At 35.2% G+C, this 16,109-nt stretch carries 12 protein-coding genes and 1 riboswitch; of the genes, 9 read left to right on the forward strand and 3 right to left on the reverse strand.

Going from position 1 to position 16,109, the window contains the following annotated elements:
• Positions 1-30: 30 nt before the first annotated feature.
• Entirely contained in the window at positions 31-1,137 is a 1,107-nt protein-coding gene (locus ALGA_RS11715; RefSeq protein WP_096429475.1) for a response regulator, read from the forward strand.
• Positions 1,138-1,176: 39 nt separating this feature from the next.
• Here ALGA_RS11715 and mfd read toward each other — a convergent pair whose 3' ends face one another.
• The gene (gene mfd / locus ALGA_RS11720; RefSeq protein WP_096429476.1) at positions 1,177-4,527 is read right to left on the reverse strand and encodes a transcription-repair coupling factor; all 3,351 of its coding nucleotides are present in this window, start codon (positions 4,525-4,527) and stop codon (positions 1,177-1,179) included.
• Between the two features lie 435 nt (positions 4,528-4,962).
• On the opposite strand from mfd, the gene ALGA_RS11725 reads away from it, so the two are divergent.
• From ALGA_RS11725 to ALGA_RS11735, 3 genes are all read left to right on the forward strand, one after another.
• Positions 4,963-5,607: a hypothetical protein gene (locus tag ALGA_RS11725; RefSeq protein WP_096429477.1), complete on the forward strand. Its 645-nt coding sequence runs from the start codon at positions 4,963-4,965 to the stop codon at positions 5,605-5,607.
• A gap of 259 nt (positions 5,608-5,866) precedes the next feature.
• Complete coding sequence (locus ALGA_RS11730; protein WP_096429478.1) at positions 5,867-6,157, forward strand: YciI family protein; 291 nt, start codon at positions 5,867-5,869, stop codon at positions 6,155-6,157.
• Positions 6,158-6,234: 77 nt separating this feature from the next.
• Positions 6,235-6,639, forward strand: coding sequence for a hypothetical protein (locus ALGA_RS11735; protein WP_096429479.1), 405 nt, complete (start codon positions 6,235-6,237; stop codon positions 6,637-6,639).
• Between the two features lie 51 nt (positions 6,640-6,690).
• Here ALGA_RS11735 and ALGA_RS11740 read toward each other — a convergent pair whose 3' ends face one another.
• Entirely contained in the window at positions 6,691-7,275 is a 585-nt protein-coding gene (locus ALGA_RS11740) for a hypothetical protein (protein WP_096429480.1), read from the reverse strand.
• A 300-nt stretch (positions 7,276-7,575) separates the two neighbouring features.
• Between ALGA_RS11740 and ALGA_RS11745 the strand changes: the two genes are divergently transcribed.
• Positions 7,576-8,721, forward strand: coding sequence for a transglutaminase domain-containing protein (locus tag ALGA_RS11745; RefSeq protein ID WP_162845435.1), 1,146 nt, complete (start codon positions 7,576-7,578; stop codon positions 8,719-8,721).
• Between the two features lie 133 nt (positions 8,722-8,854).
• On the opposite strand, the gene fbp is transcribed toward ALGA_RS11745, so the two are convergent.
• On the reverse strand, positions 8,855-9,877 hold the full coding sequence (fbp, locus tag ALGA_RS11750; RefSeq protein WP_096433605.1) for a class 1 fructose-bisphosphatase: 1,023 nt from the start codon (positions 9,875-9,877) through the stop codon (positions 8,855-8,857).
• Between the two features lie 357 nt (positions 9,878-10,234).
• Here fbp and ALGA_RS11755 point away from each other — a divergent pair, with 357 nt between their 5' ends.
• From ALGA_RS11755 to ALGA_RS11775, 4 genes are all read left to right on the forward strand, one after another.
• Positions 10,235-11,491, forward strand: a complete 1,257-nt coding sequence (locus ALGA_RS11755; protein WP_096429482.1) for an aspartate kinase — start codon at positions 10,235-10,237, stop codon at positions 11,489-11,491.
• A 111-nt stretch (positions 11,492-11,602) separates the two neighbouring features.
• Positions 11,603-11,710, forward strand: a riboswitch (SAM riboswitch).
• A gap of 426 nt (positions 11,711-12,136) precedes the next feature.
• A complete protein-coding gene (locus tag ALGA_RS11760) occupies positions 12,137-13,456 on the forward strand; it encodes an O-acetylhomoserine aminocarboxypropyltransferase/cysteine synthase family protein (RefSeq protein WP_096429483.1) in 1,320 nt (439 codons plus the stop codon).
• Positions 13,457-13,660: 204 nt separating this feature from the next.
• A complete protein-coding gene (locus ALGA_RS11770; protein WP_096429485.1) occupies positions 13,661-14,692 on the forward strand; it encodes a homoserine O-acetyltransferase family protein in 1,032 nt (343 codons plus the stop codon).
• Positions 14,685-15,875: a homoserine dehydrogenase gene (locus tag ALGA_RS11775; protein ID WP_096429486.1), complete on the forward strand. Its 1,191-nt coding sequence runs from the start codon at positions 14,685-14,687 to the stop codon at positions 15,873-15,875. The genes ALGA_RS11770 and ALGA_RS11775 overlap by 8 nt, the downstream gene beginning before the upstream one ends.
• Positions 15,876-16,109 lie beyond the last annotated feature (234 nt).

Here is a 16,109-nt window from a genome sequence, read left to right on the forward strand (position 1 = left end):
AAATTCGATTACATATTCAATTTTTAATTGATGAAGAAAAAAATTTTAATTGTAGAAGATGACAGTTTAATTTCGACCATCTTCCGAATGTTCTTAAAAGAACTAGGATATGAGCTTATTGGCATTGTCGAAGATGGTAAAGAAGCCATAAGATTGTGTGAAGAAATGAAGCCGGATATTATTCTGATGGATGTCCATTTGGGCGGGGGCTTGGATGGAATCCAAACTACCGAGTTAATCAAAACCAAATTCGACATTCCGGTTATCTTCCTTTCCAGCGATACGGAAGAAAGTACGATTCAGCGGGTTATTAATATTCACTCTTATGGATATTTAGTGAAACCGATTGATAAAAAAGAGCTAGGTATTTCAATTGAATTGGCTTTTTATAAACATCAATTTGATTTGGAGCAGAAAATGCGCGAACAGCGTTTTAGAAATTTCATTACCGATTCTCCTGAAGCCATTATTGTAATTAATGAAAATGGCCTGATAGAATATGTGAACTGTTTGGGATTAAAATTGCTCAAAACAGCATACATTGAAGATTTGATGGGCTTGCCTCTTTTATCTTTTGTTGCAAATGATTACTCTGCAATTTTTAAAGAGAGACTGGAGAATTCGCTGACTTTAGAGACAGGGATTTCTTACACACATCTGAAATTAAAAACAATACATGGACAATTGATTGATGTAGGTTTGACTGGAGCTCAAATTGAATTTAATTGCAAGAAAAATCTTCAGTTAATAGTTCGTGACATCACCCAGGAGTTTGCTTATCGTCAATTATTATCAGAGAAGGCTAATATCATTAATAATTTTGCCGATGGAGTTGTGACTTTTGATCTGGAAGGAAAAGTAAAATCGTGGAACCGTGCTTGCGAAAGAATTTTTGGTGTTAGCGAAGCAGATACTATAGGTAAGGAGTACCTTAATTTGTTTATTTCTGAGAATCAAAAATCATTTGCCGAAGATATTTTGATTCCGGTTGGTAAGAATGATAAATTTGAAGCCAGTATGATTCTTGATCTTCAAAATAAAAAGCAAGAAATAAAACTAAGAGCCAATTTACTTAAAAATGAAAAAGGGCTGGAAACCGGAGTGGTTTGTTACATTCGCGATCATACCTGTTCCTAAAAATAAACTTCTGCCAAATAATTAACAGGAGTTTTTATATTACATCTCATTGATGAGAGCCAGTATCTCACTGGCTTTTTTAATGTTTTTAATTTTATCAAAGCGCAGACTTAATTTATTTTTAGCTTCCTTCATTTTACATGGAACGGGTTGTGTTTGCAAGAATTTTAAAACTTTGCTGAACTGAGCCGATTGATAGAATGCGGATTGTTGATCAGAAATAAAGTACAGAACCAGTTTCCCAGTTTTCAGAATTACTTTTTCGATTCCCAAATCCAAAGATACCCAACGCAAGCGCACTACATCTAAAAGTTCGATGCAAGGTTCTGGTAATTCTCCAAACCGATCTTTTAATTGAGATTCGAACTTTCCGATTTCCTCTTCGGTTTGAATGTTATCTAATTCGCGATACAAACGGATTCGTTCCGAAATACTTTCAACATACTTTTCAGGGAAAAGAATCTCCAAATCGGTATCTATTTGGCATTCGCTTATGAATCGAAGAGTATTTTTTCCTTCTTCTTTCTTTTCATCCTCAAAAACATCTTTGAATTCATTCTCCTTTAATTCCAGAAGTGCTTCATTCAAAATTTTGTGATAAGTTTCGTATCCAATATCAGCAATAAAACCGCTTTGCTCGCCACCTAATAAATTACCGGCACCACGAATATCCAAATCCTGCATGGCAATATTAAAGCCACTTCCCAATTCCGAAAAATTCTCAATGGCCTGAAGTCTTTGTCTGGCTTCCTGAGTCATTGAATCGTGGGGAGGAGTTAATAAATAACAAAATGCTTTTTTATTCGATCGGCCAACGCGACCTCTTAACTGATGCAATTCGCTCAAACCAAAATTCTGACCATTATTAATTAGTATGGTATTGGCATTTGGAATGTCTAAACCCGATTCAATAATTGTAGTTGCTATTAGAACATCAAAATCGCCACGAATAAAATCGAGCATGATTTTTTCCAGCTTAGGACCATCCATTTGTCCGTGGGCAACCACAGTTGAAACTCCGGGAACGGTTCGCTGAATCATCGCTTCCACATCTTTGATGTTTTGAACCCTGTTGTGAATAAAGAAAACCTGTCCGTTTCGCTCTACTTCGTAGGTAATTGCTTCGCGAATGATGTCTTCGTTAAAATTATGAATTTCGGTTGCAATAGGGTATCTATTTGGTGGCGGTGTGTTGATGATCGACAAATCTCTCGCACCCAAAAGCGAAAACTGAAGCGTTCTTGGAATTGGTGTTGCTGTTAATGTTAAGGTATCAACATTTACTTTAAATTGTTTTAGTTTTTCCTTTACCGATACGCCAAACTTTTGCTCTTCATCAATAATTAGCAAGCCCAGATCTTTAAACTCAATATCTTTCCCAATAATTCGGTGTGTCCCTATAATAATATCAGTTTTTCCGGCTTTTAAATCTTTCAGAATCTGCTTTTGATCCTTAGAGGTTCTCATTCGACTGATATAATCTACCGTGCAAGGAAAATTCTGTAGTCGATCGTTAAAAGTTTTAAAATGCTGAAATGCTAGGATTGTGGTCGGAACCAAAATGGCAACCTGTTTGTTATCGGCAACAGCCTTAAAAGCCGCGCGAATAGCAATTTCAGTTTTTCCAAAGCCAACATCACCACATACCAATCTATCCATTGGGTAAGGCGATTCCATTCCTTCTTTTGTTGCAATTGTTGCTTTTACCTGATCGGGAGTATCTTCATAAATGAAAGAGGCTTCCAATTCTTGTTGCATATAGGTGTCGGGACTAAACGAAAAGCCTTTTTCTGATTTCCTTTTGGCGTAAAGTGCAATTAGTTCTTTAGCAATGTCTTTTACCTTGCCTTTGGTTTTTTCCTTTAGTTTTTGCCAGGTACCATTGCCTAACTTGTATATTTTTGGCGCAGATCCGTCTTTGCCTTTGTATTTTGAAATTTTATGAAGCGAGTGCAAACTCACATAAAGAATGTCATTGTCTTTATATACTAATCGAATTACTTCCTGTGGTTTGCCGTTTGTATCAATTAGTTGCAAACCTCCAAAACGGCCAATTCCATGATCGGAATGAACAATGTAATCGCCAGGATGAAGACGGTTGAGCTCTTTTAAACTTACCTTTTCCTTAGCTTTGTGAACTGTCGAGTTCTTTAAATGAAACTTGTGGTAACGATCGAAAATCTGATGGTCGGTGAAGATCGAAATTCTCAAGTCTTTATCCGAAAACCCTTCGTGAAGTGTGTGATTCACATCCTGAAACTCAACTTCAATTCCTTGATCTTCAAAAATATTGTGGATTCTTTCAATTTGTTTCGGATTATCGGAAAGAATATAATTGCTTTCGGCTTTGGCATTGTTGTTCAGTAAATGCTGACCAAGCAACTGGAAATTTTTATTAAAAGCCGGTTGTGGATTCTGATTGAATTGAACTTCTTCCTGAGCTACAAAAAAGAATTTTTGGCCGAATTCCAAGGTGGAAAATTCACTCACTTGATTCAAAAATTCCTTGCTGTCAATTAAATAATCTTTGGTAGATACAGAATCTTCACCCATTTGCATGAATGGAACCTTTTCTATGGTACTTTCATACATAGACTGAATTCGATCGCAGGAAAACTGTAAATTCCTGCACCAAAAAACAGTATTGTCTGGCACAAATGAAAGAAAGGATATTCTTGATTCTTTTAACAGATTTTCCTGGATGTTAGGAATGATATCAACAGTGTTCAGTTTTTCTATGGACAGCTGATTTTCCACATTAAACATTCGAATGGAATCTACTTCTTCGCCAAAGAAATCGATTCGGAAAGGATGCTCATCCGAAAAAGAGAAAATATCAATAATGCTTCCGCGGATAGAATACTGACCAGGTTCAACCACAAAATCTGCACGTTCAAAGTCATAATCTACCAAAACTTCTTCTACAAATTCGGGAGATAGTTTTTCACCTACTTTAATCGTTAAGGTATTTTCTTCTAATTGGTCTTTACTAATTACCTTTTCGATAATGGCTTCGGGAAAAGTAATAATGAAAGTTGGATGCTTGTGGGAATTTAATCGACTCAGGCATTCGGCACGAAGAATAATGTTCGAACTGTCGGTTTTTTCGTATTGAACCGAGCGTTTGTAGGAAGATGGAAAGAACAAAACCGTTTTTTCATCAAGTAGGTTGCACAAATCATTATAAAAGTAAGCTGCCTCTTCCTTATCGTTAAAAATTAAGATGTGCGGACGAGTACCCGATGAAAGAGAGGAAACGATGAGTGGAAGCGAAGAGCCAACCAAACCTTTTAGGTGAAGCTGAAACTTTGACTTCTGTTCCAGATATTTTTCGATACTGTATCGGGCAGGATGCTCCGAAAAGATTTGTATTAATTCCTTTAATTCCAATTTTATGCCATTTTACTATTGAGTGGCAAATTTAGGGAAAATATTTAAGGGATAAGTTAAAAGTACAAAGTAACAAGAACCAAGTAATAAGGTGAAAGTATCAAGAATCAAGAAACAAGCACCAAGTTAATGGCTTTGGTGATTTAAATTCACCTGTGTTTTTGATGATCAGGCTTACTTGGTTGAACTGCTGAATTCTCCCTTTCTAGGGAGATACCAACAGAGAGAGGAGTTCGTTGAAATAAATAAGACATATTCTTCATAATTTTCAATCTTTTTAATTACGGTGATCATAAATATTATTTATATTTGGAAAGTTTACTGTAACAGTCCTCTATAATATTTAGCTTAATTGGAAAAGAAATAAAAGTGGTTTGGATTATGGAATAGTTGATATTGTAATCTTTAGATTGTGAAATTATAAAAAATGACAATATGTATTTTTTGAAATGTAATGAGTGTGGTCACTTAAATGAAGTGAAAACAGAGTATCTAACATTTTGTTCAGGCTGTAAGAAAAAGTTAGACAATAGTTTTACTAATTGGAAAATAAATAATCAGGAAGGATCATTTGAGGATTACAAAAGACTCATTTGTATTTCCGAACAAGATGTTGAGCAATTAAATAAAACAGAGAAAAAGAAAAATACAAAAGGAATAAAATACTGGATTGGTTTCGCTGTTTTTTTTACGATTTTTTATGTAATCGGACAATTTGGCGGCGATAAAATAATGAATTTGTTCAGAGAGCCTGCATTTGATAAGGCTATGATGGAAATAGCGAGTGAGTTAAACGAGTCTTGTCCAATTATGGTTGATCAAGAAACTAGGTTGGACAACGCAATTGCAATGCAGGATAATAAATTTCAGTATAATTATACTTTGGTAAATGTGGTGAAAGATTCTATAAATATTGAGGAGTTAAAAAATAATCTTAGTCCAACAATAGTTAATTTTGTTAAAACAAATCCTGATATGAAGAATATCCGTGACCATGAAACCATTGTTAACTATTCTTATAAGGATATGACAGGTGTGTTTTTGTTCACAATATCAGTAAAACCTATAGAATACAAATAACTTTAAGATCGTCTGCAATTTTTATTGATTGTTTTGAGCTGGGAATTATTGATAATGGTTATTTTCGAAACATGTATAAATTTGCATCATTATATAAGGAAAAAGGAAATATTGTCGGTTTTGACATGAAATTCATTAAGAATCTTGGAGACAAAGATTTATTCGTTTTTTTTGATCCCGACAATCAGTAAGATTGAAGAGGGAGAACCACATGAAACTGTTGAGACTATAATTTAAGATTCAAAAAATTAATAAAACCATGTTCATCATCTCATTAACCTATAAAGTGCCTTTAGAAAAGGTAGAAGAAGAATTGAACAATCACGTTCAGTATTTGAAAGAGCAATATGCTTTAGGAAATTTTCAGGCTTCGGGCAGAAAAGTACCCAGAACGGGAGGCGTAATACTTTCAACGGTGAAGGATAAAAAACAATTGGAAGAAATTCTGGCAAAAGATCCTTTTCACAAAAATGATTTAGCTGATTATACAATCACCGAATTTATTCCATCCATGACGAGTGAAGACTTAACTTGTTTGTTGGAGGTTTGATTTTCTTGATCTAATATGAAAACTGAAAGTTACAGGTAGGAGAATCAAGTCTAACAAATAGAATTAATCCAGAATAAATGAAAATACAATACAAAAAGAAAAGATTGAAATACTACCTGTATTTTGGAATTGCATGGATGTTATTGGGTGTGATGACTTTGTTGTTTAATGAGCAATTGAGATGGAACGATTATGCTTATATTGTATTAGGAATGCTTCATATAGGCACTTATATTTATGAATCGAGAAATCAGTATTTAAGTATTGAAGATGGATTCATTTGCAAAAATTCTTTGTTCAAAAAAAGAATAAATTTATCAGCCGTTACTTGTATAAAATCAGTCTCAGGGAATTATGTCCTTAAAACGGCAAAAAGAGAAATGAAAATTGATGTTGGTTTGATTGATGAACTGTCCTTGCTCGAATTAAATAAGATTCTTAGCAAGCTAAATTTAGAGCCGAGTAAAACAATATTTTTTTAATTTATTCCCAGCATGATAAGTGATGAGTTAACTTGTTTGTTGGAGATTTGATTAAAATCCGTACCCAACAGGGCCGTATCCGGGAACACTAACATATCCGCGGGTATTGCCTGGGTCCGAATTTCCGGCACTAAAGCGCGAAGACCAGAAATTATCTCCGCCACTGCCTTGTTCCATGTAATAGTTTTGCTGAGCAGCCAAATACAAATTGACTGTTGGAATTGGATTGCCCTCGTAACCGGCATTGCCTAAATCATCAAACCAATAGTATCCTGGCTGAATGAAATAGCCCAATACATAGCTCCAAACAATCCATTCATTCTCGGTTAATTCTCTGCTGTTTACAATTACACTTGTGTTCCCCAACGAAACATCTTGCTTTAGCTCCCCAAAATCGTGCCCTGATAACATGAGTCCGAAGGAAGCATAACCAACAACTCCATACAAACCACTTTTGCTATCGTACCAATAATTACCTGCTTTGGGTCTTATTCCGTACTCTTCTTCAAGATCGGCAAGTTGTGTTTCATTCAATTCAATATCGTTTATAATTACTTTCCCGTTTTGACCTGAAGTAATAACTGGAATAATAAAAAGGGACAGGCTAATCAAGAGTTTGTAAACTGTACTTTTCATCGCGTTTGGTATTGACTTGGTGACGAATTAGATTCCAGATGCACATTTCTATGTTGAGAGGGTGGGAAGCAGTGTGATGCATAATAAAATTTACTACAATGTGATACAAGTGTCAAGAGTTAAAATTACGATATGATATATCGTTCGAGTAAATCAAATTTGACTTAAATGTATTTTGTATTGATTCTGTATAGTGTTTATTGTGAATAATATCGTTTTTTTTATCATAAAATATTTATATTTTAATGGAGTTGTAGAAACATAATGATTAGTAGAAGATCTAAATTTTCACAAAAAAAAATGAATCAAATCTTACTTATATTGATAATCTTATTTTGTTCAGGGTTTTTATTAAAGGCTCAACATAAAATAGATAGGACAACTGTTAATAATTATGTTTTTAATATACCAAATTCTCTTACGACCTCTTCTCAAGATATTTCCAATTATATCGATACAAAATTAAGTTCAGATGAGGGAAGAGTTAAAGCAGCCTTTGCTTGGATAACTAAAAATATAAGCTTTGATACGGAAAATATGTACTCCTTTAATATGGATAGTATTGTCGAAAGAACACTCTCAACGAGAAAAGGAGTATGTCTGAATTATGCTATTGTATTTAATGATATTGTAAATAGAATGGGTATAGAATCGCATATTGTGGAGGGCTACACAAAGGAAAATAGAATTGTTAGTCGTGCCCCTCATGCTTGGTGTGTTGTGAGTATTGATTCTTCGTGGTTTGTGTATGATCCTACTTGGGGAGCGGGAGAAGTGAATGAAGGCACTTTCAAGAAAAAACTCAACTATGACTATTTTCACATGACAGCTGAAAAGGCTATAAAAACACACATGCCTTTTGACCCAATATGGCAATTGTTGGATTATCCGATAACAAATAAGGAGTTTATAAAAGGGTTAAAAAAAAGAAAAATAAACCAATTGTTTTTTAATTATCAGGATAGTATTGGGGTTTTTAAGAATAAATCTGATATTGATCGACTTATCGGGGCTAGGCGTAGGATTGATAAATATGGTATCGATAATTATCTAATTTATATTTATAGTAAAGATTTGGCGGAATCGATAGATTTATTTATTGAAGATAGTATGATTAATAAATACAATTCAGCTTATAAGGCATATAATCAGGGCATTTTCCAATTAAATAGGTTTATAGATTTTAGGAATAATCAATTTTCCCCCGAAAAGGGAGATAAGTATCTAATTCAAATGATGGATAGCGTTTTTAACTCTTTTGAATTAGCTAATAAACATTTAGATGAAATCAAAAATCCTAACATGAACATCAGAGAAAAAATGGATAATTTGTACAAAGCTATTCAAGCTGATATGCAAAATGTAAATACGCAGAAAAGCTTCCTTGATAAAATTTTAAGTACTAGTAAGAATTATCGAAAGTCATTATTTTATGAAAGAATGTGATAATGATTCTAATAATTGAATTATCTAAGCAGCAATTATATAGATTTATAAAAATCCTTACATAAATAAAGCCACTTCCTTGGAAGTGGCTTTACTTTGGTAGAGGTTAAATCTTTCGTCTGAAAAACCTGTTTCAGATGTTGTTGAAAAAGTGCAAAAACTCTTCAGTTTTCTTCACCATGTTTGTCGATCCGGTATAGAAAGGAACACGTTCGTGAAGTGATGTTGGTTGAATGGTTAAAATACGTTGATTGCCATCGGTTGCTTTACCTCCTGCCTGTTCAGCAATAAAAGCAATTGGATTGCATTCGTACATCAAACGAAGTTTTCCATTGGGGTTTTTTCTGGTTTGCGGATAAATAAAAATTCCACCGTTTAGTAAATTCCTGTGAAAATCGGCAACAAGCGATCCAATGTAACGAGAAGTGTAAGGACGATTCGATTTTTTATCAAATTCCTGACAATACTTAATGTACTTTTTAACACCGCTTGGGAAATTGATGTAATTTCCTTCATTGATTGAATAAATGCTTCCGGTTTTTGGTGTTTTAATGTTCGGATGCGACAAACAGAATTCTCCGATCGAAGGATCCAGAGTAAATCCATTTACTCCTTTTCCGGTGGTGTATACCAACATGGTTGACGAACCGTAAATAATATATCCAGCAGCAACCTGTTTGGTCCCATCCTGAAGGAAATCCTCAATTTTAGCTATTTCTCCCCGTGGAGAAATGCGTTCGTAAATAGAGAAAATTGTCCCGATGGAAACATTTACATCAATGTTCGATGAGCCATCCAATGGATCCATTGCAAAAACATATTTTCCATGCTTACTCAATTCATCATCAAAAATAATGATGTCTTCATTTTCTTCCGATGCAACCGCACAGCATTCGCCACAGGCTTTTAAAGCATCGATAAAGTGGGTATCTGCAAAAACATCCAGTTTCTGCTGATCTTCTCCTTGTACATTCCTATCTCCGTGTTCACCTAAAATATCAACCAATCCCGCTTTGTTCACGGCACGGTTTACAATTTTAGATGCAATTCCAACATGATGAAGTAAACGGGATAATTCTCCCTTTGCTCCAGGATGATCGGATTGTCTTTGGATGATGAATTGATTTAGAGTTTGAACATTGTTGTGTTCAGTCATTTTTTTAAGGCTTTTTGGTTTACATTCATTTGGTGCCATAAAGTTATGCTTTTTTGTGAAACGCCACAGCACTTATTTCAAACGTTTACGACAACTTATTTTAAGGGGTGTAAGCCTAGAAATAATAGGTGGTGGAGTATGAAATGTCAGGTATTGTTTTTAATGTTATTAAATAGTTTTTTGCTTTTCAATTGCGTTTTTATTCTTTTTTCGCTTGAAAAGTGTGAAATAAATTACAGAACGATCTATAATTATTGAGAGGGAGAGAATGCTAAAACAATATTTTGTAACTTCAATTTTTATTTTGAAATGGAGTTTGAAATAACTTTTTAGTAACAACTATTTAATAGTTTTTTGATGAACATATTTAAATTTGGTGGAGCATCGGTAAATAGTGCTGATGGAGTACGGAATTTCGTGAAAATTGTACAGTACTACAGAGAGGAAATGGTTATTGTATTGTCGGCAATGGGTAAAACAACCAATGCTTTGGAAGAAATCGTTGATGCTTTTGTGAGTAAACAGGAAGGTATTGATTCTAAAGTACTATCCTTACAAAAATATCATACCAATATTATAAATGAATTGTTTCCCAAAAAAGATGATCGCGTATTTTTGAAAGTAGAATCTTTTTTCGAGCAGTTGCGTGCTTATCTGCAAAAATCACCCTCTTTAATTTATGAGTTCGATTACGATCAAATTGTGTGTTTTGGAGAACTTATTTCCACTACAATTGTTTCTGAATATCTACGTTTGAGCGGAACGCCAAATAAGTGGGTCGATATCCGAACTTGTTTAAAAACCGATGATACCTATAAAGAAGGACGAATTGATTGGGAGCTTTCGCAGAAATTGGTGCCGCAAACTTTTGGGTTCACGAATACCTTCGTTTACATTACTCAAGGTTTCTTAGGGGGTACAACTACAAATCAGACAACAACATTAGGAAGAGAAGGTTCCGATTACACAGCTGCAATCTTATCTTATATTCTGGATGTGGATAAGCTGGCCATCTGGAAAGATGTTCCCGGAATTATGAATGCGGATCCAAAATGGTTATCCGATGCTCAGAAGTTGGAGCGGATTTCTTATCAGGAAGCTATCGAACTTGCATTTTACGGAGCAAAAGTAATTCATCCGAAAACTATACAGCCAATTAGAAAGAAGAAAATTCCGTTACAGGTACGTTCTTTTCTGGATATTAATGAATCCGGAACGTTAATTAGTATGGCTTATAAAAAGCAGGATCAATTAATTCCTGTTTACATTCGGAAACAGGATCAGGTATTAATTTCGATACGACCATGTGATTTCTCTTTCATACTGGAAGAAAATTTGAGTGCCCTCTTTTCTATTTTTGCTAAACACAGGACGAAGGTGAATTTAATTCAGAATTCTGCAATTAGTTTTTCGGTATGTGTGGATAACTCAGATCGAAGATTAAAGAATTTAATAGCAGAAATCTCCATCAATTTTGAAGTGAAATACAATGAGAATGTAGAATTAATTACCATTCGTCATCACAATTCAGAAGCTGTTGAAAGAATGACCAATGGCCGACAAATACTACTGGAGCAGAGGAGTAGAGATACAGCCCAATTTGTGTTGTTGTAAGAAAAACGAAAAATAATAAAAGACTTATAGGTCGGGAATGTTTGGTCAATTCAAAAACTTCCCTATCTTTGTCACTGTTATATAAGGTAAATCTCTCAGGAGAATATCTATAATTTATACAGAAGAAGTAAGAGAACAGGCTCGTTGACCTTCTGACAACCGCGGCTTCCATAGCTGAAAGGTGTCAAATCCTGACCAAGTTTTTGGTGAATATAAATTAACAGATTATGAAGAAGACTCAAATTAATTACAATCAGCAAGCTCATCAGGAGCAAAACTTCACGTTGCAACCATCAATTACATTGATGATGCGAATGCAGCGAATGATGCGTATGATTTAACGCATTCTTTCTAAAATCTTTCCCTTTTTTTAGATACTGGTGCGTATAAAATAACACCGAAGCCGGGAATTCAAATTCGAAATTTCATTTTATTATTGATTCTGTAAGTACAGAAACATGAATTAGGTACAACTTAATCTGAAACCACACTTTAGATCAGATTGTTTGCACTGTATGAATTTACGCATTTGCGACATCCGGAAACTCAAGGGTTTCTAACTATTAATCATTTTTTTTATTGGGATCTAAGGCCGATTTCGGCAAGTATCCCGCAAGGAATTAACCATTTTAAAATAGAATCGCCATGTCAAATAATTTAAGATACGAAACATTACAGATACACGCTGGTCAGGTAGTTGATGCAACAACAAACTCAAGAGCAGTTCCATTGTACCAAACCACAGCATATACCTTTAACAATTCCGAACACGCAGCAAATTTGTTTGGATTAAAAGAATTTGGGAATATTTATACTCGTTTAGGGAATCCAACCAATGATGTTTTCGAGAAAAGAATAGCTGCTTTGGAAGGTGGAGTTGCCGCAGTTGCAACAGCATCTGGTCAGGCTGCACAGTTTCTTGCATTAACAAATATTTTAGAGGTTGGCGATAATTTCGTTAGTGCTTCTCAAATTTACGGAGGAACATACAATCAGTTCAAGGTTCAGTTTAAAAAACTAGGTATAGAGTGTCGCTTTGTTGATATCGATGAGCCGGATACCATTATTCCTTTGATCGATGAAAAAACCAAAGCAATTTATGTTGAGTCCTTGCCAAATCCTAAATTCTCAATTCCAGATTTTGAAAAGGTATCGGCAATAGCTAAAAAATATGATATTCCACTTATCGTGGATAACACACTTGGGGCAGGTGGATATTTATTCCGTCCGTTGGAGCATGGAGCCAATATTGTTGTTGAATCGGCAACCAAATGGATTTGTGGTCACGGTACTGCTGTAGGTGGAGTAATTGTTGATGGTGGAAACTTTAATTGGGGAAATGGAAAATTCCCTCAGTTTACGGAACCTTCAGAAGGATATCATGGATTGGTATTTTGGGATGTTTTTGGTGCTGATGGACCATTTGGTAACATTGCGTTTGCAATTCGTGCCAGAGTCGAAGGTTTAAGAGATTACGGCTGTAGCCAGAGTCCGTTCAATTCTTTTCTTTTACTACAGGGATTAGAAACACTTTCACTTCGTTTGGATCGTCATGTTGAAAATACAGTTGCTTTGGCCAAATGGTTAGAGGAACAGGATTGGGTAGAGAAGGTTAATTATCCTGGTTTGCCATCAAGTCCTTACTACGAAAAAGCTCAAAAATACTTCAAGAAAGGTGCTGGTTCAGTTTTAACCTTTAAAGTTAAAGGTGGAAAAGAAGTTGCTGATAAATTGGTTGATGGTGTGGAACTACTTTCACATGTGGCCAATTTGGGAGATGCAAAATCTTTAATTATTCACCCAAGTTCAACCACTCACGAGCAATTGAGTTTGGAAGAGCAAAAAGCTTCGGGTGTTGAGCCAGGTTTGCTTCGAATTTCGGTAGGTATCGAGCACATAGAAGATATCAAAGCTGACATTAAGCAATCTGTTGAGAAAGCAATTAACGTAGAAACAATCAATTAGTTTTTATACCGATCGTTTCTGATCTTGTAAAAGATAGATCGGCATCAAACAAGAAAGATAAATTAGACAATGTTTGATAGTTAATCCCAGTCGGAAATTTTTTAGTCGAATCTCCGGCTGGGAACTCAATGTTTCGCTCAAGAATTTCTTGGGTGGAATTCTTTTCAAAGCTCAAAACAACAACCAAAACAAAATCAATAAACAGTGAATTCAGAATGTTACATCCATAAAGAAGGTCTAAAACTTGAATCAGGTGAGAGTCTGAAAGAGTTGGAGCTTACCTATCACACCTATGGGGAATACGACCCTAAAAGGAATAATGTGATTTGGGTTTGTCATGCTCTTACTGCTAATTCGGATGTTTTCGATTGGTGGGAAGGATTGTTTGGCGAAAATGATTTGTTCAATCCGAAAGATTATTTCATAGTTTGCGACAATACTCTTGCTTCTTGCTACGGTTCAACCGGACCTCTCTCAAAAAATCCGGACAACGGACAGGCTTACTATCATGATTTTCCCCAACTAACGGTTCGTGATTTAGTTGGTGCTCATGAAATTTTGAGAAAGCATTTGAAAATAGAACGTATTCATATGATGATTGGCAGTTCACTTGGCGGCATGCAGGCCATGGAGTGGGCTTATCAGTTGAATGGGAAACTAGACAATTTGGCGATATTGGCTTCCAATGCGAAACATTCTCCATGGGGAATTGCTTTCAACGAATCGCAACGAATGGCAATTGAAGTGGATCCTACTTGGAGAGAGTCGAATGATGAGGCTGGTTTGAATGGCATGAGAGTGGCAAGATCGATTGCTCTGCTTAGTTATAGAACTTATTCAACTTACGATCACTCTCAACAGGAAAATGAAGAAGGCAAAACTGATAATTATCGGGCAAGTTCTTACCAAAGATATCAGGGAGAGAAATTGGCTCGAAGATTTAATGCCTATGCATATTGGCATCTTTCAAAAATAATGGATAGCCACGATATTGGAAGAGGAAGAAATGGTTTGGTTGCAGCTTTGAATGAAATTACATCAAGGACATTGGTCATTGGCGTAAATTCCGATCAGATTTTTCCAATTCAGGAGCAACGATTTCTTGCTAATAATATTCCAAATGCAGAATTCCTGGAAATAAATTCAATATACGGTCATGATGGTTTCCTTTTGGAGCAAGAACAATTAACCCAAGTATTAAAAACATTCTTAAGCGATAGCAAAACTGATGAGTAAAAAATTAAAAATAGGTGTTTTCGGCTTCGGTGTTGTCGGTTCCGGATTGGCTCATGTTCTTAAAAACAGCAAAGGTTTAGATGCATCTATTGTGAGAGTGTGTGTGAAAGATGCTGGGAAAATTAGAGATATAGATCCAGATCTCATTACTGTGAATCCTGATGATATTCTAAACGATCCGGAAATTAATGTAGTTGTGGAATTAATTGATGATGCAGATGCGGCTTATCAAATTGTGAAAACAGCCATGCAAAATGGAAAGCACGTAGTTTCGGCCAATAAAAAAATGTTGGCTTACCATATCGAGGAGCTGATTCAACTGCAATGGAAATATAAAGTTTCATTTTTGTACGAAGCTTCGGCATGCGGAAGTATTCCGATTATCAGAAATTTGGAGGAGTACTACGACAATGATTTGTTGCAATCGGTGAGTGGAGTCTTAAACGGATCATCAAATTATATCCTGACAAAGATTTTTAATGAGAATTTGGATTACAATCTGGCTTTAAAAGAAGCTCAGGATTTAGGTTTTGCCGAAAGTGATCCGACTTCGGATGTGGGAGGATTCGATACTTTATACAAACTGATCATACTTACCGTGCACGGATTTGGTTTGTTTGTACATCCCGATGAGGTTTTTAATGCTGGAATAGCGAATCTCTCGCCAAAAGATATTGAATTGGCATCGCAAAAAGGATATAAAATTCGATTGCTGGGAAAAGTGACCAAGGTAAATGGCAATCATGTGAATTTATTTGTAGCTCCTAAATTTGTGAAACCACAAGAGCATGCATATACTGTAGAGAGTCATTACAATGGAGTTTTAATCCAAGGGAATTTCTACGATAATCAATTCATGTATGGAAAAGGAGCAGGTTCTCATCCAACAGGATCGGCAGTCTTATCGGATATTACAGCCTTGGCTTACGACTACAAATACGAATATAAAAAACTGAAATATTACGGTGGATTAGAATATACCAATGATATGGATGTTGAGATTTATTTGAGATACACAGATAAAAACGATTTGGCTTTATTCAATTTTAAAGAGATTTCGGAATCTTTAATAGCTAAAGATTTTAACTATGTAATAGGAACATTGAATCTTTCTGAACTGATAAAAATCCGTAAGCAAATTGAAGGAAAAGATATTTTCTTAGCCTACTTAGGCGAGGAGTGATTTCAACGATTAGGGAAAAAGATTTGGTTTTTATCTGTTCCCTGCTTACAAAATTTAGAATAAAGCTTAATTTTACTCAGAACACTGCACTTAGCTTTGCTTTTTGTGTCAATAGCTCAGCTAGAAATATGCAGGATCTGGTTACAGAATTAGAGGAAAAGTATGAGCTTGAGTTGAGTGATGATTTGGAATTGATAACAGTTCGACATTATACACCGGGCACAATCGAAGAAA

Source organism: Labilibaculum antarcticum (genome assembly GCF_002356295.1).
Taxonomy (GTDB): domain Bacteria; phylum Bacteroidota; class Bacteroidia; order Bacteroidales; family Marinifilaceae; genus Labilibaculum; species Labilibaculum antarcticum.

Excerpts from the sequence above, each read along its gene's own strand:
- ALGA_RS11760 (WP_096429483.1), top strand. The coding sequence starts at position 12,137 with ATGTCAAATAATTTAAGATACGAAACATTACAGATACACGCTGGTCAG.
- ALGA_RS11730 (WP_096429478.1), top strand. The coding sequence starts at position 5,867 with ATGTTCATCATCTCATTAACCTATAAAGTGCCTTTAGAAAAGGTAGAA.
- ALGA_RS11745 (WP_162845435.1), top strand. The coding sequence starts at position 7,576 with ATGAATCAAATCTTACTTATATTGATAATCTTATTTTGTTCAGGGTTT.
- ALGA_RS11775 (WP_096429486.1), top strand. The coding sequence starts at position 14,685 with ATGAGTAAAAAATTAAAAATAGGTGTTTTCGGCTTCGGTGTTGTCGGT.
- ALGA_RS11735 (WP_096429479.1), top strand. The coding sequence starts at position 6,235 with ATGAAAATACAATACAAAAAGAAAAGATTGAAATACTACCTGTATTTT.
- ALGA_RS11740 (WP_096429480.1), bottom strand. The coding sequence starts at position 7,275 with ATGAAAAGTACAGTTTACAAACTCTTGATTAGCCTGTCCCTTTTTATT.
- ALGA_RS11725 (WP_096429477.1), top strand. The coding sequence starts at position 4,963 with ATGTATTTTTTGAAATGTAATGAGTGTGGTCACTTAAATGAAGTGAAA.
- ALGA_RS11715 (WP_096429475.1), top strand. The coding sequence starts at position 31 with ATGAAGAAAAAAATTTTAATTGTAGAAGATGACAGTTTAATTTCGACC.
- ALGA_RS11755 (WP_096429482.1), top strand. The coding sequence starts at position 10,235 with ATGAACATATTTAAATTTGGTGGAGCATCGGTAAATAGTGCTGATGGA.
- fbp (WP_096433605.1), bottom strand. The coding sequence starts at position 9,877 with ATGACTGAACACAACAATGTTCAAACTCTAAATCAATTCATCATCCAA.